The sequence below is a fragment of the Ensifer sp. 22521 genome (genome assembly GCF_052044795.1).
Taxonomy (GTDB): domain Bacteria; phylum Pseudomonadota; class Alphaproteobacteria; order Rhizobiales; family Rhizobiaceae; genus Ensifer.
This window is the reverse complement of the sequence record NZ_JBQENM010000049.1, coordinates 1-22,242: the sequence shown is the minus strand read 5'-3', so window position 1 is coordinate 22,242 and position 22,242 is coordinate 1. Positions and strand designations below refer to the sequence as shown.

At 60.1% G+C, this 22,242-nt stretch carries 20 protein-coding genes and 2 pseudogenes; 15 read left to right on the top strand and 7 right to left on the bottom strand.

Annotation, left to right across the window (positions count from 1 at the left end; translation table 11 throughout):
• The 3 genes from ACTJKE_RS35515 to ACTJKE_RS35505 form a co-directional block, all read left to right on the top strand.
• A partial coding sequence (locus ACTJKE_RS35515; RefSeq protein ID WP_440693804.1) for an RrF2 family transcriptional regulator occupies positions 1-481 on the top strand: 481 nt, incomplete at its 5' end.
• Between the two features lie 16 nt (positions 482-497).
• Complete coding sequence (locus tag ACTJKE_RS35510; protein WP_156433207.1) at positions 498-671, top strand: hypothetical protein; 174 nt, start codon at positions 498-500, stop codon at positions 669-671.
• Positions 668-967 (top strand): DUF6522 family protein, encoded by a 300-nt coding sequence (locus ACTJKE_RS35505; protein WP_245296027.1) that lies wholly within the window; start codon positions 668-670, stop codon positions 965-967. Before ACTJKE_RS35510 ends, ACTJKE_RS35505 begins: the two co-directional genes overlap by 4 nt.
• 158 nt (positions 968-1,125) lie before the next feature.
• Here ACTJKE_RS35505 and ACTJKE_RS35500 read toward each other — a convergent pair whose 3' ends face one another.
• Together ACTJKE_RS35500 and ACTJKE_RS35495 are read right to left on the bottom strand one after the other, a co-directional pair.
• On the bottom strand, positions 1,126-1,275 hold the full coding sequence (locus ACTJKE_RS35500; protein WP_197423405.1) for a hypothetical protein: 150 nt from the start codon (positions 1,273-1,275) through the stop codon (positions 1,126-1,128).
• A 478-nt stretch (positions 1,276-1,753) separates the two neighbouring features.
• A pseudogene (locus tag ACTJKE_RS35495) lies at positions 1,754-2,016 on the bottom strand (aspartate-semialdehyde dehydrogenase).
• Positions 2,017-2,298: 282 nt separating this feature from the next.
• On the opposite strand from ACTJKE_RS35495, the gene ACTJKE_RS35490 reads away from it, so the two are divergent.
• From ACTJKE_RS35490 to ACTJKE_RS35470, 5 genes are all read left to right on the top strand, one after another.
• A complete protein-coding gene (locus tag ACTJKE_RS35490; RefSeq protein WP_058328616.1) occupies positions 2,299-2,613 on the top strand; it encodes a co-chaperone GroES in 315 nt (104 codons plus the stop codon).
• Positions 2,614-2,669: 56 nt separating this feature from the next.
• On the top strand, positions 2,670-4,298 hold the full coding sequence (gene groL / locus ACTJKE_RS35485) for a chaperonin GroEL (RefSeq protein ID WP_440693802.1): 1,629 nt from the start codon (positions 2,670-2,672) through the stop codon (positions 4,296-4,298).
• A gap of 133 nt (positions 4,299-4,431) precedes the next feature.
• Positions 4,432-4,734 (top strand): DUF982 domain-containing protein, encoded by a 303-nt coding sequence (locus ACTJKE_RS35480; RefSeq protein WP_058328615.1) that lies wholly within the window; start codon positions 4,432-4,434, stop codon positions 4,732-4,734.
• 580 nt (positions 4,735-5,314) lie between these two features.
• The gene (locus ACTJKE_RS35475) at positions 5,315-6,409 is read left to right on the top strand and encodes an extracellular catalytic domain type 1 short-chain-length polyhydroxyalkanoate depolymerase (protein WP_440661853.1); all 1,095 of its coding nucleotides are present in this window, start codon (positions 5,315-5,317) and stop codon (positions 6,407-6,409) included.
• 22 nt (positions 6,410-6,431) lie between these two features.
• The gene (locus ACTJKE_RS35470) at positions 6,432-6,692 is read left to right on the top strand and encodes a hypothetical protein (RefSeq protein WP_058328608.1); all 261 of its coding nucleotides are present in this window, start codon (positions 6,432-6,434) and stop codon (positions 6,690-6,692) included.
• A 392-nt stretch (positions 6,693-7,084) separates the two neighbouring features.
• On the opposite strand, the gene ACTJKE_RS35465 is transcribed toward ACTJKE_RS35470, so the two are convergent.
• From ACTJKE_RS35465 to ACTJKE_RS35445, 5 genes are all read right to left on the bottom strand, one after another.
• The gene (locus ACTJKE_RS35465) at positions 7,085-9,376 is read right to left on the bottom strand and encodes a tetratricopeptide repeat protein (RefSeq protein ID WP_156436955.1); all 2,292 of its coding nucleotides are present in this window, start codon (positions 9,374-9,376) and stop codon (positions 7,085-7,087) included.
• Positions 9,377-9,528: 152 nt separating this feature from the next.
• Positions 9,529-10,368, bottom strand: a complete 840-nt coding sequence (locus tag ACTJKE_RS35460; RefSeq protein WP_058328607.1) for a hypothetical protein — start codon at positions 10,366-10,368, stop codon at positions 9,529-9,531.
• 115 nt (positions 10,369-10,483) lie between these two features.
• Positions 10,484-11,515, bottom strand: a complete 1,032-nt coding sequence (locus ACTJKE_RS35455) for an HAD family hydrolase (RefSeq protein WP_058328606.1) — start codon at positions 11,513-11,515, stop codon at positions 10,484-10,486.
• A gap of 164 nt (positions 11,516-11,679) precedes the next feature.
• The gene (locus ACTJKE_RS35450) at positions 11,680-13,275 is read right to left on the bottom strand and encodes an arylsulfatase (protein WP_245296198.1); all 1,596 of its coding nucleotides are present in this window, start codon (positions 13,273-13,275) and stop codon (positions 11,680-11,682) included.
• A 590-nt stretch (positions 13,276-13,865) separates the two neighbouring features.
• Positions 13,866-15,533 (bottom strand): arylsulfatase, encoded by a 1,668-nt coding sequence (locus ACTJKE_RS35445; RefSeq protein WP_058328605.1) that lies wholly within the window; start codon positions 15,531-15,533, stop codon positions 13,866-13,868.
• Positions 15,534-15,862: 329 nt separating this feature from the next.
• Here ACTJKE_RS35445 and ACTJKE_RS35440 point away from each other — a divergent pair, with 329 nt between their 5' ends.
• The 7 genes and pseudogenes from ACTJKE_RS35440 to ACTJKE_RS35410 all read left to right on the top strand — a co-directional run.
• A complete protein-coding gene (locus ACTJKE_RS35440) occupies positions 15,863-17,746 on the top strand; it encodes a sensor histidine kinase (protein ID WP_440693799.1) in 1,884 nt (627 codons plus the stop codon).
• Positions 17,743-18,384: a response regulator transcription factor gene (locus ACTJKE_RS35435; protein WP_113514703.1), complete on the top strand. Its 642-nt coding sequence runs from the start codon at positions 17,743-17,745 to the stop codon at positions 18,382-18,384. The genes ACTJKE_RS35440 and ACTJKE_RS35435 overlap by 4 nt, the downstream gene beginning before the upstream one ends.
• A gap of 82 nt (positions 18,385-18,466) precedes the next feature.
• Positions 18,467-18,883 carry a response regulator transcription factor gene (locus tag ACTJKE_RS35430; RefSeq protein WP_058328602.1) on the top strand — a complete coding sequence of 139 codons (417 nt, stop codon included), beginning with the start codon at positions 18,467-18,469 and terminating at the stop codon, positions 18,881-18,883.
• 160 nt (positions 18,884-19,043) lie between these two features.
• On the top strand, positions 19,044-20,552 hold the full coding sequence (locus ACTJKE_RS35425; RefSeq protein ID WP_440661858.1) for an arylsulfatase: 1,509 nt from the start codon (positions 19,044-19,046) through the stop codon (positions 20,550-20,552).
• Between the two features lie 193 nt (positions 20,553-20,745).
• Positions 20,746-21,287 (top strand): annotated as a pseudogene (locus ACTJKE_RS35420) (class I SAM-dependent methyltransferase).
• Positions 21,288-21,328: 41 nt separating this feature from the next.
• Positions 21,329-21,733 (top strand): hypothetical protein, encoded by a 405-nt coding sequence (locus ACTJKE_RS35415; protein ID WP_440693797.1) that lies wholly within the window; start codon positions 21,329-21,331, stop codon positions 21,731-21,733.
• Between the two features lie 189 nt (positions 21,734-21,922).
• The coding region (locus tag ACTJKE_RS35410) for a hypothetical protein (protein ID WP_440693022.1) at positions 21,923-22,242 on the top strand (320 nt) is incomplete at its 3' end.

The window sequence follows — 22,242 nt, the reverse complement described above, 5'->3', positions numbered from 1 at the left end:
CACAAAATACCACTTTATGGAATTCACTGCGACGATGCGAATGACACTCCACACCGACTATGCCCTGCGCATGCTGATCTTCGCCGCGACGCGACGGAACGGCACATGCACGGTCAATGACGTGGCGCAAGCCTATGGGCTTTCACGCAACCACCTCCTTAAGGTGGCGCAGACTTTGCGCGACCTCGGAATCGTCGAAACGACGCGCGGGCGTGCGGGCGGCATCCGGCTCGCGAGGGCATCGGAGGAGATCGCTGTTGGCGCGCTGGTGCGAGCGACCGAGGAGGAGTTCGCGCTGGCCGAATGCATGCAAGCAGGAGGGCACAGCTGCGTGATTTCGCCAGCCTGTCAGCTCAAGGGCATGCTGCACGAGGCGCTAGGCGCGTTCCTCGCCGTGCTCGACAAGTACACGCTAGCCGACATCGTGCAGAACCGGGCGGCGCTCGGCCCGCTGCTCGGTATCAATGCGAACGCTGCGTGAGACGAAGGGGGACTGGATGGTATCGGGATTGATGATTGCTGCGCTCCACATGCCGCATCCGCCGGAGTTCGCCATGCACCTGCTCGACCGGGCGCCGCGCATCGTCCATTGCGTTCGCCTTGCCATCGCCTTCGACGGCGGCAAGGGTTCCTTGCTCGTTGCGCCGACTGCGCGCGAGACGCTGTCATGATGGAAATCAACACCCAGCCGCTCGTTCTTTCCCGCGATGCAGCAGGCGAATTCCTGTTGCCGGCAGAGATGCTTGCGGCACGCTTCAACTGGCCGACGCAAACCTTGCGCGACCACATGCGCCGCGGCCTGGTCTCCTCCCGTGTGGAACGCGGGGTAGGAGAGGATGACGGCCGCTGGCGCCTTTCTGTGCGCTGCGGCAATAGGCGCTGGCAGGCAATCGTCGAGGCGGACGGCTCAGTCAGGACACAGCGCGTAGACGTTCTTTCCACAATCACACACACCGCGCAGCGGTAGAAACAGGCCACCAACGGCGATAGGCCGCTGACGTCCCGGAGGCAGCCTCTCTACGGTGGCCCGCCAACCAGCCTGGCTCTGCTTCGCCTATCCAGTGGAGCGCATTTAATGGGCGCCCGCCTCGTAGGTTACGCCCCTCCCACCCCTGAAACGGCTGCCTAGACAAAGATCATCACGGCCGCGTAGCCAATTGCAACCAGCACAAGCCCGACGACGAGCATCGGCATCAGGCTGCTGCCATTGAGATCTCTGCCGCTCACCTGCTCGCCAGAAAAAACCATAGGCTTGCGTACTTCGTCCGTGTCCATGGGCGCTCCCCGTTAATGTAGTATATCAAATACCACATTAACGCGAGGATGCTACGTGACAATGTACCGCTCTGCCACCGGGCGATAATCTTAGTGGCCAACGGCGAGCAGGAGCCATGTCGCGCCGATCAGCACATGTTTTCAAACGGGCGGATGAAACCGCCGTCGGCCTCCACGCCGCCTTCAACCTGCTGGTCGCAGCCGTGTTTCTGCCGCTGTCTCCCGTCGTCATCCGCTTGGTGGAGCGACTTGTCCCGGCACGCCGCGCCGCCGACGACCCGCTGGCGTCCCCGCGCCACCTCGACAGAAGGTCGCTCGAGACACCGGCAATCGCCAGCAATGGGACGTGTGTGGACGCCCCGGAAGATGCAAGCGGAATCTTACTTCGGTACAGGCATGTGGTCAGGCGCTGACGTGTGTCCGGCCTCATGTGGCGAGATCGAGACGCCGCCCCACATCTATGGTCGCGACGCAAATCTCAGTGCAGCTTGAACTCACCTGCAATACTGCGCCATTCGTTCGGTCGGATCAGGCGCTGATGGGTATAGCGAACGGAATGCAGCGGACCGTCGAGATTGGCTTGCCAGAAAACGAGGAATTTCTGCATTTCAGGAAAGTCGGGAGCAAGAGCCAGACTTAGGTCCGCAGAACGGATTCTAAATCGGGAATGCGGTAAAGGATATGCGCGGTGGTCAGTCCGTAGCCGTTTATTTGACGCTCGAAAGCCGATGAATATCGCATGCTTCATCTCCGTTACTCAATAAGCGCTAAGGCGGCGTAATTGTTCGCGGTTATCAACGGAATTCTCAGCGCAAAGCAGGGCTTTGTTGTTCCTTTACAGCACGTTAGCAGCCCCGCGATGCGAGTGCTAATTTTTTTGGTTTCACCCCTTGAATCCGAAAAGTCGTGAAACCAGATGATTTTGCGCAAGACGCTCATATGAGGTTTTGTACCCGTCCGGACTGGTCATCCGGTCCGGTGATGGGGGAACAACGTCACTACTGTTTGTCCATGGAGGAAAACATGTCTTTCCGACCGCTGCATGATCGTATTCTCGTCCGCCGGGTTGAATCGGAAGAGAAAACCAGGGGCGGGATCATCATTCCCGATACCGCAAAGGAGAAACCTCAGGAGGGTGAAGTCGTCGCCGTCGGCCCTGGCGAACGCAACGAAGCGGGCCAGGTCCAAGCGCTCGATGTCAAGGCAGGCGACCGCATCCTGTTCGGCAAGTGGTCAGGGACCGAGATCAAGATCGACGGGGAAGACCTGCTGATCATGAAAGAGAGCGAGGTCCTCGGTGTCCTCGAAGCCCAAGTCGAGCGCCAGCAGGCAGCCTGAGCCAACCACACCATAAATCCATCAGTCAAATAGCTGCCTATTGAGGAGTTAAGGAAATGGCTGCGAAAGAAGTCAAGTTTCACACCGATGCCCGTGAACGCATGCTGCGTGGGGTCGATGTCCTTGCCAATGCCGTCAAGGTGACGCTCGGCCCAAAGGGGCGCAATGTCGTTATCGACAAGTCCTTTGGCGCCCCTCGCATCACCAAGGACGGCGTCTCGGTCGCCAAGGAAATCGAACTGGAAGACAAGTTCGAGAATATGGGCGCGCAGATGCTGCGCGAAGTCGCCTCCAAAACCAACGATCTCGCCGGTGACGGAACGACCACGGCCACCGTGCTGGCGCAGGCGATCGTCAAGGAAGGGGCTAAGGCGGTTGCTTCCGGCATGAATCCCATGGATCTCAAGCGCGGCATTGATCTCGCGGTTGACGCGATCGTGAAGGAACTCAAGACCAACGCCCGCAAGATCTCCAACAACTCGGAGATCGCTCAAGTCGGCACGATCTCGGCCAACGGCGACGAGGAAATCGGCCGTTATCTCGCGGAGGCGATGCAAAAGGTAGGGAATGAAGGTGTCATCACCGTCGAGGAAGCCAAGACGGCGGAGACCGAACTCGAAGTCGTCGAAGGTATGCAGTTCGACCGCGGCTATCTCAGTCCGTATTTCGTGACGAATGCCGACAAGATGCGGACCGAATTCGACGATCCCTACATCCTCATTCACGAGAAGAAGCTTTCCAACCTTCAAGCCATGCTGCCGGTGCTCGAAGCGGTGGTGCAATCCAGCAAGCCGCTGCTGATCATTGCTGAAGATGTCGAAGGCGAAGCGCTCGCAACGCTGGTCGTCAACAAGTTGCGCGGCGGCCTGAAGATCGCAGCTGTCAAGGCTCCGGGCTTCGGCGATCGCCGCAAGGCCATGCTTGAAGATATCGCCGTTCTCACCGGCGGCACGATTGTGTCTGACGACGTCGGTATCAAGCTCGAGAATGTCACCCTCGACATGCTCGGCCGGGCGAAGAAAGTCACGATCGAGAAGGAGAACACAACGATCATCGACGGCGTTGGCGCCAAAGCTGATATTGACGGCCGTGTCTCGCAGATCCGCGCCCAGATCGAAGAAACCACGTCCGACTACGATCGCGAGAAGCTGCAGGAGCGCCTGGCCAAACTCGCCGGCGGTGTTGCCGTCATTCGTGTCGGCGGCTCGACCGAGGTAGAGGTGAAGGAAAAGAAAGACCGCGTCGACGATGCGCTGCATGCCACCCGAGCGGCAGTGGAAGAAGGTATTCTGCCTGGTGGCGGTGTCGCGCTGCTACGGGCGGTCAAGGCGCTCGACGATCTCCCTTCGGCCAATCAAGACCAAAAGGTTGGGATCGAGATCGTGAGGCGTGCGGTCGAGGCACCGGTTCGACAAATCGCTGAGAATGCTGGCGCCGAAGGCTCAATCATCGTCGGCAAGCTGCGCGAGAAAACGGACTTCCCCTACGGGTGGAACGCTCAGACCGGTGAATATGGCGACCTGTATATACAAGGTGTGATCGACCCGGCCAAGGTGGTGCGCACCGCGCTCCAGGATGCTGCCTCCGTCGCGGGCCTCCTGGTTACGACCGAGGCGATGATCGCTGAGAAGCCTAAGAAGGACGCCGCGCCAGCACTACCGGCCGGCGCAGGAATGGACTTCTAGAGCGATGGTTCAGGCCCGTTCTCCCGAGAGCGGGCCTGACGAAATCCAACCGACCGGCCCCACCGACTGGGCACCGCTGGATGACTGGCTGCTCAGGTTGGGAGTGGTGACGGAGCTATTCAGTGAGGTAGAAATGCAAACGAAGATGTTTGACCGGCCAGTTTACCTGCGTGAAAGGAAGGATCTGGTCCTCGAAATCACAAACCTGCACGATGCGATCGATTTCCTTGAGGAATGGTCTAAAGGAAATCGCGACATCATTCATGACGCGACCCTGAAGACGTGCTACCTGGCCCATGACGGTCACAAGCCCGTTCAGGTGGCGCGAGACGCCCTCCGCGCCTTCGCGAAGAAGAAGGGCATACTCGTGAAAGCTCCCGCGGTTCTGCCGTGGATGATCAAAGCGAAGTCCGGTGGCGGTCGAATCTCGCCGTGAACTGACCTTCCCGTGAGAGGCTGCGCTTGCGGCCTCTCCGCCTACCTCGTTCCCGACGATACATTATGCGATCCTTGCACAGAAGGTACATTCTGAAGTGCGACAGCTGCTCGACGTGCCGTCGCCACCATCCGTGAGATGCGGGAGCAGGTCGGTATCGTGCCGATCCGGACAGCAGCAGATCCTGTGATGGATCTGCAGACCACCGCGGGCGGCATCGAAAAACGAGACCGCGATACGACGAGGGCCGCGCTGCTCCACGCGGCCGGTATCCGGGCACTACGGATCATCCAGGCATAGGGCCTTCTCGATCCCAATTCACAATGGGATGTGGTCATTACCACCCTCGACCATAGCCCGATTTGGCGACGGTCTTGCCTTACCTTCCTTAACCGTTGGCTGGATTGACGTATTTGTGAGCGCCTCCGTTAAACTCGACCAAGTCGTTACGTGCGAATTCAACGATCCGCTATTGAAATATTGCGTCACAGCATTAATTGTGCATTGCAGCAATCAAGTCCGATAGCTGCCTAAGGCCGCTATGATAGCCATCCTGGCCGTTACGGCCTGGAGGTCTGTCATGCGCTCGCTGTCCAACACCCTCGCCCTTCTCAAACAATTCCGCACAAATCCGGTCGCGCCTCGCCGCGAAAGCCACCTGGCTCCATTCGAGGCCTTTGGATCGAACCCAGGCCAGCTCGAGGCAAGGGTTCATGTCCCATCCAAAATATCTCCGCGGCCGGCGCTTGTCGTGGTGCTCCATGGCTGTACTCAGACGGCGGCGACATACGATACTGGCTCGGGATGGAGCAAACTGGCCGACGAGAACGGCTTTGTCGTCTTGTTTCCTCAGCAGATCCGCACCAACAATGCCAATCTCTGCTTCAATTGGTTCCAGTCGAACGACATAGCGCGCGATCGAGGGGAAGCGCTTTCGATCCGCCAGATGATCGAGGCCGCTGAAGCACGCTATGGCATCGATGCCAGCCGGGTCTATATCACCGGCCTGTCGGCAGGCGGCGCTATGGCGAATGTGATGCTGGCGACCTATCCTGAAGTCTTTGCCGGCGGCGCAATCATAGCGGGCGTTCCCTATGGGACAGCGCACACGATACCACAGGCGTTCGACCGGATGCGGGCGCAAGGCATTCCCGACGGACAATCGCTTCAAAAGCTGCTTCGATCTGCTTCCAAGTCAAAGGGGCCATGGCCTTCAATATCGGTCTGGCAGGGAACCCAGGACGCAATCGTCAACTCGGCCAATGCAGACGCGATTGTCGAGCAGTGGCGGGGCATCCACGATGCAAAAGCAACCCCTCGATCACATATACAGCGACGGCTTGAACGCCTGGTCTGGGTAGGTGCTGACGGGACGGAGCGCCTACAGCTCAATCGCGTCAAGGGCATGGGCCACGGCACGCCAATCGACGTCAAAAGCGGTTACGGGCGGGCAGGACCCTATATGCTCGACGTCGGCATTTCGTCGACTGAGGAAATTGCGCTGTCATTCGGAATTGCAGCGCCATCTTTTAGCCACCCCACCCCTGGGGCCGACATTGACGTCCCTGCCCCCAACTCGCGCGGCAAAGCGGATAGCCCGCGTCGAGCGGTACCGGCGGACGGCATTCGTCGGACGATCGAAGATGCGCTGCGTGCGGCGGGCCTAATGCGCTAGGCGGGCGGGCGACGAGACCAAGTTGTCGCCGCTTGCCCTCTATGACGCGCCTTTTTATCTCGGCTCTGACAAGCTGAAGGACAAGTTTGCGATCGTCAGCGGTGGCGATTCAGGAATAAGACGAGTTCTGTTTGCGCGCGAGGGAGCTGACATCGTCATCCTCCATCTCGACGAAGACAAAGACGCCGAGGAGACTGCAGATGCCGTCGCGCGTGAAGGCCGGCGCTGCCTCGTTATCAAAGGTGATGTCAAGGATTCGAGGTGGTTGCGCCAAGGCCGTTGAGAAGGCGGCGTCGGAATTTTGTAAGCTCCACGTGTGTCAACAACTCCGCGTTTCAGGTCCACTCCTATGCCATTGAAGACCTCGGCGATGAGCACCTCGACGAGACCTTCTACGGTTACTTCCATATGGCCTAGGCCGCCGCATTCGTCACTGCCTGCTCCTAGCGTCCCCACTTCGCTCAGATCGGCCACGCGTCGTGGCCAACTGCTGACCCACTCGAGTTGGGCGAGGCATTCCCCCACGTGCGTCAGCACGCTCTCTGGATGCCGGCCTCACAGGAACGATTAGCACAGCAAAGTGAACCAGCCCCCAACCCGTCAGGATCAACGAAAACGGATACGCCATCGTCCATCCGAAATTCCGGTGCCGCGCCACAAGTGCGAAGCCCAAGCTTACCTGCCGTGCTCAACCGCATCCTGTAATTGCCTGACGAGTTCTGCAGTCCGTGGATCGTTCGGTTGGAGACCGGCGAGCGCCTTCGCAAACTTAAGCGTCTCGGCATAGCGTCCGAGTTTGAGACCAAGTTGAATGGCAGTGCCGAGCAGATTGGCGTCAGTTGCACCACCTACGACAGCGGGAGCGAACAGAGCGAAAGCGTCATCCGTTCGGCCAACTGCATCGAGCGCTATCGCCGCCGTCGCCCGATATCGGGAATTACCTGGATCCAGGCGCACTGCCGCTTCCAACTCCTCAATCGCATTCGGCATCGCCTTTTGACGAACGAGCGACAACCCGTGTCCATAGCGAAGGTCGGCCCGGTCCGGATTTGCCGCGACCGCCTCGGCATAAGCATGCTCGGATTTCTCGTTGTCACCGACGGCGCGGTACAGTTCGGCAAGATTGATGCGCGGGCCTGAAAGCGTCGGATCGAGAGAAATTGCCCGGCGGAAGGCCTTTTCCGCCTCGACCCTGCGTCTCTGTTCGAACAGGAAGGTCCCATGGTTGTTCTGTGTCTCGGCGCTGTCCGCGTTGGCTTGGACATAGGCACGCAGGTCGTCGACGGCGGCATCGAATGCGCGCCGTTGATCGCCGAGGAGGTCCAGTGACGGAGTGGTGCCAAGAGCCTTGGCCGCTGCCACGCGGACCGCTCGGGTTTCGTCTCCAAGCAGGACACCGACCGCGTCCAGCCGCAGCTCGGGGGACAAGTTGGCAGCCGCCTCCGCTGCCCCCAGCCGAACGAGCGGATCCCGGTCTTCCGCTGCCGCCCTGACGTCCGCGGCCGTGGCGGCTCCGTCGAGCCTTGTCATTTCAGTAATCGCACTGCCCCTGACGATGCCAGGTTGTTCGCGGTCGGCCAAAAACCTGCGCAGATCGTCGGTTGCTGCACGATCGCCCTGCGCCGCTGCCGCGAAGGCGTGCGCAATCGTCGGGCGTTTCCGCCAGGCCTTGCCATACCACCTGTCCAGGTTCTCGGACGCCCAGGCGTTCGTTTTGCCCTCGTGGCACGACGTGCAGGCATTCGGCGTTCCGTACAGCGCGGAAAGGTCAGGGCGGGGGATGACGAAGGAATGGTCGCGCCGGGGATCCACCTTCATGTAGGTACGCTCCGGCATGTGACAGTTGACGCAAAGAGCGCCAGCCGAGCCTTGCGGGTGATGCGTGTGGGCCGGCGTGTCGAACGCCCCGCTCGGGTCGTTGCTTGTAAAGCGTTCGGGCGCAGTTTCGGCGTGGCACTGCGTGCATAGGGCGTTGCCGGCGGCTTTGACAGTACCCTCGTGAGGTCTGTGGCAGTCTATGCAGGTGACGCCTGCGTTTGCCATCTTGCTCTGCAGGAAGGAGCCGTATTCGAACACCTCGTCGCGAATTTGCCCGTCTGGGAAGTAAAGATCGCTGCGAAGCAACGCTGGAGAAAAATGGTCGAGAAAGGATCCCCCTGGTCGATAGTCACCGACAAGTCTGCTGCGTCGCGCATGACAGGCGAAGCAGGTGTTCGCGTCGACCTTCGAGAGGCCGGAATCTGTCGCCGCCGTTGCAGCATTTGCCGCCTTGGCTCTGGCCCATTTGAGATGCCTTGCACCGCCCCCATGGCAGGACTGGCAACCAATGCTCGTCGCCACGTACGAGGATTTATATTCGTTCGTCTGCGGATCGAAATTGGTGCGCGTATCGGTGGAATGACAGTCGATGCAGGTACGGTTCCAGCGATAAAACGGACCCGTCCAATGAAAGGTCGAGCCCGGTTTTGCCGCACCGCCTTCGCCCAGCCAGAACCACGCCTGCTTTTTCGTGTCCCAGGCGATGTCGAGAGCCTGCAGCCTGCCACCGCCGAGATTGACCAGATACTGCTGGAGAGGCTCATAGGCGAACGTGTATTTGACCTCGAAGTCCGCCGGCTGGCCATCCGGTCCTTCGGTGCGGACGAAGAAGCGACGGTCTCGGCGGAAGAAGTCCGCCGCAACGCCATCACGCTCGAACCGGGTGTTGTTGAAATCGGCGCGCACGGATTTATCATCGGCAAGGGCCATCGCCTTGGCGTGGTGCGATTTGGCGAATGCGGCGACCTGTTCGGTGTGGCAGGACGTACACGTCTTTTCGTCGACGAATCCATCATGGGGAGCGACCAACGGGTCAGCGGCAGGAGACGGAGACGTCTCAGCGGCGGCAATCGGTGCGGGGAACACAAGCGAGGCGCCAAACAACAAGGCTGCCCGAATAATTGCCGATGAGTGGATAAGCCCCGTCAATCGAAAGCTCCGTATCGTTCCGGAATAGGGGGCGCGCTGACCCGGCAGCGCGACCAAAGCATCTGGCATAAAAGCAACCAGAAAGGCCCAATCAGCCTAGCGTTCTCCACTGGGAACGGTTGCATTCGCACTGATCAGGCCAACCACCCAGCTTAGTAGCAAGGCGGGTACGGATAGTAGCCGCATTGCGGCGGGTAGTAATACGGATTGGCTGCTGCGGCGCCGACGGCGGCGCCAGCCACCACTCCCGTGGCAACCGCACCACCGCGATACCAAGCCCCGTTGTAAACGGGGGCATGCCAGTAGTTGCCTCCGACATGGGTGACGTTGACGTCGTTGACACGCGCGGAGCTTGCGTGGAACCCGCCCGCGGCCAGGTCCCCACCGCGGAAGCCACCTCCGCCAAAGTCCGCACCGCGGAACCCACCCCCACCAAAGTCCCCACCGCGGAAGCCACCTCCGCCAAAACCGCCGCCGCCAAAACCACCGGCGAAATGATCGATGAAAACCGCAGCGGGTCCGGCCGCACCACTCAGACTTCCTTCCAGAACGGCAATATCGAATGTGAGCGTAGTACCTTCCAGCTTTGGAGATTTCAGGGTGACCACGACGTCACTGACGTCCGAGCCGCCACCTCCCAGCACCGACACCGTTGCGTTTGGAGGGTCGATGGCGAAGTTGTCCTTGCCTTCATCCCACTGCATGATGAACTGTTCGGTGGTTACATGTCCGGCGGCCCGCACCGGTCGATCGGCAAAGACGATCGAATTTGCCGACACGCCAGTCAGAACCAATTTGTCACCGTCGATCTTAGCGCCATCCGAGTTGATGACTGCAAGTGACGGCACCGGACCGGTGGGCGGGACCGTTCCGATCGCCTTGCCCAGCGGCACATGCTGCTTCTTGGTGGAATCCTGGGCGAGTGCAGCAGTTGCTGCCAGTGCCAGGCCTCCAACAACGGCTATCAAGCCGGCGATATGATTGGGTCTCATCGTGGATGTCCTTCGAGTTTGGGATAAGCGGCAGGGCCGCCTGTCCTGATGGCCTCATGAACGTGGATGGACATTGACTACACAAGAGTGTCGCACGCGATGCACACAACGCAGTTTACTTCTTCGGAAAGATCTCTTTCCAATCCGCCTTCATGTCGACCACGGTCCATTTGTTTATCGCCGCCGCATCAAGCGCCTCGTCGAGGCGGCCGAATTCGGTGTCGCGGTCGTAGGCGTATTCGCGTTCGGCATCGGTGTGATGAATGAGCATGCCGAAACGGACGCTCCCACCCGTCATTGTCGTCCATTGCAGCATTTCCAGATCGCCGTCGGAATTGCCGAAGGCGGCGATCGGACGGCGGCCGATATGTTCGTTGATACCGACCGGCTTGCCGCTCTTGTCATCGATGAAGTTGACTTGCGGCAGACGGAACAGGGTCGGCGTGCCGTCTCGCATCTCGAACTGAGTCTTGATCGACGATCCGACGACCTGCTCGGGCGGGACGCCGTAGATCTGCTCCGTCCATGGCCGCATGAATTCGATACCGCCACCCGATACGATGAAGGTCTTGAAGCCGTTGTCGCGGAGATAGGCGAGCAGTTCGATCATCGGCTGGTAGACGAGCTCGATATAGGGTTTCTTGAACTTCGGATCGCGCGCCGTGGCGATCCAATCGGAAACGACCTTCTGGAACTCGTCATTGGTCATGTCCGCATGGGTCTCCATGATGAGCTCCACCAGGCCCTTTTCGCCCGATGCAGCCAGCGCCTTCATGTCGCCCTCCAGAACTGCCTTGAACGGCTGGGTGTCCTTCCATTCCGGATGGGCGGCAGCCTCGGCCTTCACGCGGTCGAGCGCGAAGGCGAGCTGGGTATACATCGGATGTTCGACCCACAACGTGCCGTCATTGTCGAAGACGGCGATGCGCTCCGGTTCCGGAACGAAGTCGGGCGAGTTCTCGGTGGTCACCTTCTCGACGAACGCGACGATGGCCGCTTTCGGCGCGGTGTCGCTCCATGAGGGCAGCGGATCGGTCTGGGCCTGTGAAGGACCGCCGGAGCAGGCGACGGCGATCGGAACCAGTATTGCCACAAGCGTTACGAACAATCGGCGACGGCCGAGGTCGAAATGATGGAACACTCCCATGTCGTGTCTCCTGTTGTTGGCCGAGCAGTTGCCGCGGTAACGGCAAGCGCTTTGGGGGTCGTTCCGCTACTTTCCCGTGAAAAATACCGAGCGATCCGCAGCGGCGTCCGGTTGGCAGGCGGCCCTCCTGGGCCGCCCCGCCATGTCGTACGCCCATTGGCGCGTCAGTCGTGACCAGTCTTCATTTCCCGGACCTTCTGCATGACCTGCTCCAGATTGTAGCTTGCCGGGTCCTGCATCGGTGGGAATTCGATGTAGCTCTCAAGGTGCTTCAGCCACAACTGCTGCCCGATGGGCAGCATGTTCCAGTCATAGACATAGGCCGTCGACGGAGAGGCGATGGCGCCGCCCATGCCGAACAGTGTCTTGATCTGCTGGCCGACCGAAGTTTCGAACGGATCGCGCTTGATGTTGACGACCTGCGTCCAGGAATAGGGCTGCACGCCGGAGATAAAGCCAGCCGGGTCGTCCGACACCATCGCGAAGTACATCTTCCAGTTCTTGTATCGCACTGCCGACGGCTCCTTGCCGGAGTAGTACAAGAAGTGGTCGCGCGCGGATTTTTCCGACTTGCCTTCCAGGTAGTCGCGCTGGTTGACCCCGTCGAGCGTGGTCTTGGCGATGCCAGGATACTCGCCCTTCTCGATCCGCGCCTTCAGCTCGTTGCCCTCGGGGCCGCCGGCAATGTCGACCAAGGTGGGCAGCCAGTCGAGAGCGGCGAACATCTCGTTCTTCACCGTTCCGGGCTCGATATGCCCGGGCCAGCGTACGACCAGCGGCGCGCGCATGCCGCCTTCCCAGGTGGACAGCTTGCCGCCCTTGAAGGGGGTGGTGCCGCCGTCGGGGAAGGTGATCGTCTCGGCGCCGTTATCGGTGGTGAAGACGATGATGGTATTGTCGAGCTCGCCCATCTCCTCGAGCTTTTTCAGCACGTAGCCGATGTTGTCGTCCATCTGCTTCATGCCGGCTTCGTTGACGCCCCAGTCCTTGCCGCCAGGTTCGCCGACCATGGCCAGGTACTTGTCCGGGAGCACGGTCGTGATGTGCATACGGGCCGGGTTGTACCAGACAAAGAACGGCTTCTTCGTCTTCTCGGGATCGTTGCGGTCGAGGAAGTCGATAACCTTGGCCGAGATCTCCTCGTCCACGGTCTTCGATCGCTCCAGCGTCAGCGGGCCCTGATCCTTGCAGCTTTGGTTCGCCGCCGTCCCGTCGGAGGATGTGCACGCGAGCATCGGACGCGGTGGCGTCAGGCAAGTCGTCGTCTTGGGATCAACGGCCGCGGGATCCTCCGCAAGTCCTGGGATCGGCGTGTTCTTGCAAGGCGGCGCGAGTGTCTGCTCGGTCGGTGTCCTGTTGATATCAGGGAAGCTTACTCCCTGCATGGCGTCGAGGTGATACAGATACCCCCAGAACTCCTGGAAGCCGTGCGCGGTCGGCAGGGATTCAGTGTGATCTCCGAGATGGTTCTTGCCGAACTCGCCGGTGTTGTAGCCGAGATCGAATAGGAACTTGGCGAGCGAAGGCGTGCCGGTCCGCAAGTAGGACGGGCTTCCGGGAATTTCCGGTAGGACCATGCCGACGCGCACCGGCTGCATGCCGGTGAGGAAGGCAGTGCGTCCGGCCGTGCAGCTCTGCTCGGCGTAGTACGTCATGAACTTCGCACCCTCATTGCCGATGCGGTCAATGTTGGGCGTTTCTCCCACCGCAATGCCTTGATGATAGATGCTCGGCTGCATCCAGCCGATGTCGTCGCCCATGATGAACAGGATGTTCGGCTTTCTCGTCTCCTGAGCTTGCGTCGGGGCGATCGCGCCCCAGAGAAACGCCACAGTCGTCAACGCACCGAGACTGTAACTAAGGCTTTTTCGGATCATTTTCAGCTCCTCCGGTGAATACACATCTCCCGTTCGGAAGATATCCGTTTGCGGTGGCCTTCGCGCTGGAGCGCCGCGCGTTCAAGGGGGAGCGCACAAAGGACACTCTGGACGCATGGACGACAATCCATCGAAATTTGGCGACCGCATGAAAAATCTTGCACCGACGGATGCGCTGGAAGCACGCCGGAGCATTCGCGTCTGCTGTCCGTTGAAATTGGAATTACGCCCAGTTCACGTAATCGCTACTTACGCGAACGCCACTCATCGCACCGCAGCTTAGTCGGGAACGCGCCTCAGCGATATTGTCCTTTGGGGCAACGCGCAGGATTTGGCGCGGCGCGCCCGACCAGTCATCGCATTCGATGTCGAGGCAGGACGCAGGGCAGTAAGGGTTCGGCAGACAGGCCGCTCCACAATATCGTTCTAGAACAAAGAGGCGACCCCGGTGCTCTGGGGCCGCCGCGAGAAAGTCAGTTGCCGGTCGGGATCGGAATATTGACGCCCTCCTTTGCGAGTGAGTCCCGGACCCACTGGAAGCGCTCATAATCCGAAAGTGTGATGGGACCATTGTAGGTCAGGCTCTGCGGCTTCCGCGGTGGATACTGCACGTATGTGGCCATGATCTTCTTCAATTCTTCGCCCATGACCACGCCCATCCAGGTCCGCTCCGTAAAGTTGTTCATAAAAATGTCGTAGCGTTCCTGCGGGTCCTGCCACAGGTCAAACACCTGAGGCACGGTGGCGACATATTTCTCCGCGCCCTTCCAGCCGAGGTTCGAGTCGACGGCCAGGCCACCGGTCGAGGCTCCGTCATCGCCACGGATGTTGAACGCGAACTTGTAGTTGTTGACGCGAATCGCTCCGGGGGAGAGCTCGTTCTCGGTAAAGTAGAACCATGATTTGCGCGCAGACTTGCCGTTGCCAAGAAGGATCGGCGACATGTCATAGCTGTCGAAGATGATTGGCTTGTCTTCCCGGTCCTTATCGGGCAGCGGCACCCCGCCAATTGCGGCGAATGTCGCCATAAGATCGAGGCCGCCGACGATGTCGTGATTCTTTGCCCGCGGCTTGATTTTGCCGGGCCACACGGCGATCGCGGGAACGCGATTGCCGCCCTCGCGCAAGGTGCCCTTGCTGCCGCGGAACGGCGTATATCCGGCATCCGGATAAACGTCCTGCCAGGCTCCGTTGTCCGTCGTGTAAAAGACCAGAGTGTTATTGTCGAGACCGGTTTCACGGAGCTTGTCCATGATCCTGCCGATGTGCGTGTCGAGTTCCACGACTGAGTCCGCATATTTGCTCTTCGATAGGGACTTGTGCTGGAACTCGGGAGCAGGAAGGTTCGGCTGGTGCACCTTCATGAAATTCACGTTGATGAAGAACGGTTGATCGGGCTTCTTGGCAGCCGCATCAAGGAATTCGAGTGCCGCCTTTTCGACATAACCGTCGAAATAGGGGATGCCGACAACGCCCTCCTTGCCGTCGATCACCGGCGTGTCGACGTACTGGCCGTTGATCTTGAAGTCCTCGGTCACCGGCCCGCCGGCTTTGCCGGACAGCGCTCCTTTGGTCACCTTCTGGAACATGGCCCTGAGTTCCGGATCCATGTCCGGGAACCAGGTCGGATCGGCATAGGTGTAGGCGTTGAGGTGGTAAAGACCGACATATTTCATTTCGTCGTAGCCCTGTGCGGTGGGCATCGCATAGTCTGCCTCGCCAAGATGCCATTTGCCGGTGAAATAGGTTTGGTAGCCGCCTCGCTTTAGAACCGACGCGAGCGTCCATTCGGCTGCCGGCAGACCACCACCCTGGCCCTGGAAGGCCACGGTGGTCATGCCGCTGCGGTTCGGAATTCGCCCGGTCTGCATGGCTGCGCGGCCAGGCGTGCAACTTGGCTGGGCATAGAAGGAAAAAAACGTCATGCCTTCGTCGGCCAATCGGTCAATGCTAGGAGTTGGCATGCCGCGACCTTCGCCGCCGCCATAGGGACCCAGATCGCCATAGCCCGTGTCGTCGGAGACGATGAAGAGAATGTTGGGCTTCGTTTGTGCTTCCTGGGCTTGCAGGGGGAATGCGGTACACCAGAGAACGGTTGAAGCAGCCAATGCTCCAACGCCGCAGATGATCCTACGCTTCATTTCGAGTCCTCCGTTGAGATCTCCGGTCGAACGGTGATTCACCCAGGCGCACGGAGACAAGCGCCGCGGTGCGCTTACTCACTCAAAATCAATCGAAACAACTGGAGCAATATCGAAATTCTGACGCCTCTCGATCGGAACGGCATCCAGCCCGAGCCTCCGTGCAGGTTACGAACGACACTCGTGGCGAGCACCCTACCGAACGGCGAGCCGCAGCGATATTGTACCTTGGGGCAACCATTACAGATTGTGATCTTCTTGACTCCATTGGGTGAGTTGTAAGGGCGACGCGGCTTTGCTATTTGTCGATGAGCTTCTCGGGGCAAGGGATGGGCTTGGTGCGCAATTGGAGGACACGATCGCGCCGGCTCGGGTGGCGAGCGGCTCTCTGCTGCATATTTCTTGTATCGATTGCTGCGGTGCCATCCGCGTCCAAGGAGATCGTGGGCCGGGATCCACGTGTTCTCATTCTCTACCCATATGACGAACGAATAGCCGCGACGACCGCGGCCGGAGAGGCCGTGAGGACGCGTCTGCTCGACGCGACCAAAGGAAGGATCGATCTCTTCTCCGAATTTCTCGATCTTTCGAGATTTCCGGAGTCGGAGCACGTCGGCCGAATGGCCGGATATCTTTCGGCCAAGTATGCGGATCGTCGCCCTGATGTGGTGATTGCGCTCGGCGAAGAATCGGCGCGGTTCATCTCTGAGAACCGCAAGAACCTTGCGGACGGTGCAAGGATAATCGTCGCCGGCTTCAGCAGATCCACCGCCGAAGAAATGGGCCTGCCCAGCGATGTGGTCGGAGCCTTCAGCGAGTTTCACATCGTCAAGACTGCGGAGATGGCTCGTGGACTCCAGCCGGCGGCGCGTCATCTCTTCATTATCGGGGGATCATCAAAATTCGACCGTTCGTGGCTCGCCACGGCGCGGGCCGATCTTGCGGCTTTTTCGAAGGATTACCAAACGACCTACCTGGAAGGCTTGGCGATTGACGAGTTCATCAGGCGGGCCGCCGAATTTCCAAGTGACAGCATCGTCCTGGCGCTAACGATCTTCAAGGATCGCGACGGCCGCAATTTCATTCCGCGTGAAGCGGTCAAACAGATTTCGGAGACTGCCAGCGCCCCGATCTACGGTCCGTATCTCACTTATGTCGACTACGGTGTCGTCGGGGGCAGCGTGGTCACGTTCGAGTCGCTGGGAAAGACAGTGGCCGACCTCGCGCTCGATGCCATTGCTGGCAAGCCTGTTTCCAGTCGCGAGTCTCCGCAAACCTATGTTGCAGACGCGAGGCAGCTCCAACGCTGGGGGTTGTCGCAGAAGAACCTTCCTCTGGGCACAAACCAGATGTTCAGAGAGCCGACCTTCTGGGAACAGTACTGGCTCGCCACAGTCACCGCACTTGCCGTTATCATGGCACAGGGCACCGTTATCTTCGGACTTCTTGTCGAACGCCGCCGCCGCCGGGCCGCGGAGACCAACTCACGCCATCGTCTCCTCCAAGTGGTTCATCTCAACCAGTCCGCGACCGCCGGCGCGCTCTCCGCGTCGATTGCCCACGAACTCAACCAGCCGCTGGGTGCCATCCGCAGCAATGCCGAGGCGGCGGCAGTCATCCTTCGGTCCGAGCGGCCCGATCTCAAGCTGATCGAGCAGATCCTTGTCGACATTCAGGACGACGATCAGCGCGCACATGACGTCATTTCGCGGATAAGGGGTCTTCTTAAGAAACGCGGCGAGATCGACTGGCAGGAGTTCGATCTCAATGACGTGACGATGAGCGCGATCAGGATCCTCCATGGCGAGGCTGAGCGAAGAGGCGTTGTTGTCAGTTCCAACCATGCCCCACGGGAGCTGCCGATCCTAGCCGACCGGGTTCACGTCCAGCAGGTCATTCTCAACCTCGCGACCAACGCGATGGACGCAATGCTGGACGTGGTCACGACCGAAAGGAGGCTCATGCTTGAGACAGCGCTGACGAGGGAATCTAAGGTGGAGCTGTCGATTTCCGATACGGGCAGCGGCATCCCCGACGAACAACTCGCCAGTGTTTTCGAGCCCTTCTATACTACCAAGCCGTCCGGGACAGGGCTTGGACTTTCGATCGCGCGAGCGATAGTCGAGACCTACGGTGGCAAGATCTGGGCGGCCAACCGTCCGGAAGGCGGAGCAGTTTTCCGCATTGTGCTGCCTCTCGCACGAAGTGGGTGAAGCAATTGGAACCCGTCGTTCATATAGTCGATGATGACCAATCCTTCCGCACTGCACTTGGCAGGCTGCTCTCGGTGTCCGGTTTCCGCGTCGCCCTCTATGAATCCGGCGATCAGTTTCTCGCGCAGTTTCCGGACTGCGAATATGGCTGCGTCCTACTCGACCTTGGTTTGCCCGGCCTAAGCGGATTGGAACTGCAGGATAGGCTGGCCGAGAAAGCGCCGCTGCTGCCGATCGTGTTTCTGACGGGGCAAGGCGACATCAGGACAAGCGTTCGAGCGATGAAGGCTGGCGCTGAGGATTTCCTGGAGAAGCCGGCCCCGAAGGAGGCTCTGCTGGAGGCCGTCGAGAGAGCGTTGCACCGATGCGAAACGCGGCGTCTCGAGCAGGATCGCATTGATGGGCTCCGGGCGCGTCTGGTGAACCTGACGCCGCGTGAACGCGAAGTTTTTGGCCTGATCGTCCGCGGCAAGCTCAACAAGCAGATTGCCTATGCGCTCGGTACCTCCGAACGGACGGTCAAGGCACACCGTCACAACGTCATGGAAAAGCTGGGGGCGCGGTCGCTGGCGGAGACGGTGTCGATCGCCGAGAGACTAGGGCTTGTCGATGCCACGGCGGATCCGCTGCGACGGTAGCTAACAAAACTGACCGGGCGCTTCACCAAAGGACAATAGCCAGCCCTCGACGTCGGTCATATCGTCATGATCGGGGCTGGTCATGCTTTTCGCATTGGCTCCAGAAAGGCGTCAATTGGAAAGCCCACCCCGCACAGTCGCTGTCGTCGAAGACGATCCGAGCATGCGCAGGAGCGTCGAACGATTGTTGAACGCAAATGGTTTTGCGACCGAAGGACATTCGTCCGCGGAGGCCTTTCTCAGCCGTGCCAATGCAAGCCGGATTGGCTGTGTGGTGCTCGATATCCACCTGGGTGGCATGTCCGGCGTCGAGCTCTGGCACCGCCTCAAGGCCTCCGGAGTCAATCTTTCGGTCATCTTCATAACCGCCGTGGAGGATGAGGCCCTGGAACTGGAGGCGGTCAAGTCAGGCTGCGTAGCGTATCTGCACAAGCCGTTCCCAGCCGAATTGTTGATCAGCGCCGTCAACAGAGCATTGACCGCTTCGTCAGGCGATTGAAGAGGTTGGACCCGCTTCTCCAAGGGGCAATAGGCAGGGGTTGTATTTTGGCGCATGGCATGAGGGTAACGGAGAGTGCATCGCGGCAGGCAATAGGAGCGGCGATCAGACGCTAACATTGCGGCGTTTCGGATCGATAGCCAACACGTGGAGACGCAGCATGAAATGGCTCAAATTTTGGCGGCGAATGCGCGAAGCATTGGCGATTGGCTCCTGTCTCGTTGCCAACGCGTTGCCTGTCGGAACAGCATCTGCGCAGCAATCGACGCCAAACATCCTCTTCGTTCTCGCCGACAACATCGGCTACGGCGACATCGGCGTCTACGGCGGTGGGGAGCTGCGCGGGTCGCCGACGCCGCGCATCGACCAGCTCGCCGCAGAGGGCCTGCGGCTGACGCAGTTCCTGGTCGAGCCATCCTGCACGCCGTCGCGCGCCGCATTGATGACAGGTCGCTATTCCATCCGCTCCGGGCTATCGCTGGTCGCGGTCGCAGGCACGCCTTTCTCGCTGCCGGACAAGGAAATCACCATGGCGGAAATGCTGCACGACGCCGGCTACGCCACGGCGATCTTCGGCAAGTGGCATCTTGGCGCCCAGGTCTATAGCCAGCCACAGAACCAGGGCTTCGACGAGTTTTACGGAATCCCTCCTGGTGACACCTGGGACGCGTTCGGGATGATCCGCCAGGGCCATCAGACCAAATCCATCGACGTCCCGCTCGACAAGGGGCCGCACATCGTCGAGGCCAAGCGGGGAGAGCCGGTGAAGCTGGTGAAACCCTATACCGAGGAAGTGCGTCGCGGGATCGACTGGGAACTGGTGGACCGCGGCGTCGATTTCATGAAGCGCCAAAAGGCGGCCGGCAAGCCGTTCTTCCTGTATCTGCCGATCTCCCGGACGCATTTTCCGAACCTGCCCTCGAAGCGCTTCGAAGGAGCTTCCCGCATTGGCCAGTTCGGCGACTCGCTGATGGAGGGCGACGCGATCGTCGGCAAGATGCTTGACGCACTGAAGGATCTTGGCATCGAGGAAGACACCATCGTGGTCTTCGCCTCCGACAATGGGCCGGACGGCCCCGGAGCAAGCCGCTTCGGCACCGACATGCCGGACATGGGAACGACCGGTCCCTATCGCGGCGCGCTGGGCGACGTCAGCGAGGGCGCGATCCGCACCGCCGCGGTGATTCGCTGGCCGCAACGGATCAAGCCGCGATCCTCCTATGCGATGTTCTCGATCATGGATTTCTTCCCGACATTCGCGAAGCTTGCGGGCGGCAAGGTGCCGGATGACCGGCCGTTCGACGGGATCGACCAGAGCGACCTGCTGCTCGGCGACAATGACAGCGGACATCGCGAGCATTTGCTGACCTTCGTCGGTTCCGATCTGGTCGCCGTCCGATGGAAGCAATTCCGGGCCTATTTCGCCGACGTGGCGCCCGGCCGCAGCGGCCCTGGCGGCGCAACGCTGCTGGGCGGCGTGGGAAGCAGCGCGGCGCCGATGAACGGCTACCCAAAGGTGTTCAACATCGAGTCGGATCCGCACGAAGAGCACAATATCGGCGAGATGTACAACTGGGTCCTCGGCCCGGTGTTGAAAACGGTGGAGGAATACAAGGCGAGCCTCGCGCGGTCACCCAATCCGCCCGCCGCGAACATGACGAGGTTCTGAACGTCAATACGTTTTGAAGGCGGGCCTTTTGGTTTGAACGCGATCATAATGCCACCGACGGCGTCACGCCTATGTAGGTCGAGGGCCGACTAAGGATAATAGGTCGGTTCAGCCGCTCACCGCTACCAGTGGATCGCATTGGAGAAGAGGCCGCCACCTGAGAAATGATAGCGCCGCGCTAGGGACGATAAGTATGCCGACGGACGCCAGATCGAAAGAATCGCGTGATGAAGGGAGACGCAAGGACTCCCGGCTCGAAAGATTGCTCTTCCGCCTGGAGGCCCAGCGCATCTGCCTCGAATGGGCCTTCAGAGAGATAGCCGGCCGTCCGGGCATTGTGTTCGAGATGGGTCTGGGCCACGGTCGTACGACCACTTGCGCATCCATCTGCCGGAGCGCGAGATCTATGTGCTGGATCGCGAGACCGACTGTTTCGCCGACTGCACGCCGCCACAGAATTATTTGTTGCTTGGCGACATCGAGGACACGCTTGCTGCCGCAGCCACCCGCTTTGGCGGACAGGTGATCCTGGCACATGCGGATATGGGTTCATATGTCGAAGCGAATAATATTGCGACAAGTGCCAAACTGAGCCGATGCCTCCCGGCGGTCCTTTCGCCGCATGCCATCGTCCTGTCCGATTTGCCGCTCGAACTCGCGGGGACCCGTTCGCTGCCGCATCCGCCGGGCGCGCCCCAAGACACGTATTTTCTCTACGCCAATGGGCCCCGGTGATCCGCTGGCCGCAACGGATCCAGCCGCGATCCTCCTACGCGATGTTCTCGATCATGGACTTCTTCCCGACATTCGCAAAGCTTGCGGGCGGCAAGGTGCCGGACGACCGGCCGTTCGACGGGATCGACCAGCGCGACCTGTTGCTCGGCGACAATGACAGCGGACATCGCGAGCATTTGCTGACCTTCGTCGGTTCCGACCTGGTCGCCGTCCGCTGGAAGCAATTCCGGGCCTATTTCGCCGACGTGGCGCCCGGCTGCAGCGGCCCTGGCGGCGCAACGCTGCTGGGCGGAGTGGGAAGCAGCGCCGCACCGATGAACGGCTATCCGAAGGTGTTCAACATCGAATCGGACCCGCATGAGGAGCACAATATCGCTGAGATGGTCCTCGGGCCGGTGTTGAAGACGGTGGAGGCCCTGGATGGTCCTAAGACGCACCGACCTTAGCCGGTCAGTGAAACTTACAGATATCGTGGCCGTCGATCCTACCAGCGGCCGGCAAGTTCAGACGACTTCCCCTAAGGACAATATCGCTCGGTGGAGTTTCGCGTAATCTCAGCTGCGACGAGTTGCTTGAGCAGCCGCGCTTGGTTGCCGCTCCGGTCACCAGCGCAAAACCTAGGAAGGAGCATGACAATGAACCGTATTGCGACTTTTTCTATGATTGCCAGCCTCTCCGCCCTGAGCTTCGTTGGAATCGTGCACGGTCAAGGTGCCGCAATGGACTGGCCCAAAGAGATTGAGCAAACTGTGCGCAGCTACAGCGGCGACAAGATCAATGTCGTCGATGTAAGCACACTTGCGGAGCAGAACCAAACGCGCATGTGGGTCGAGCATGCCACGCCGGAACAACGTGCGGCGCTGCTCGAGGCGGTCAAAGCGAACAAGTCCTTGGCTGAAAAGCTGAAGGCGCAGAACGTCGAGATGGACAACATTGGCGGCGCTGAACAGGCGAC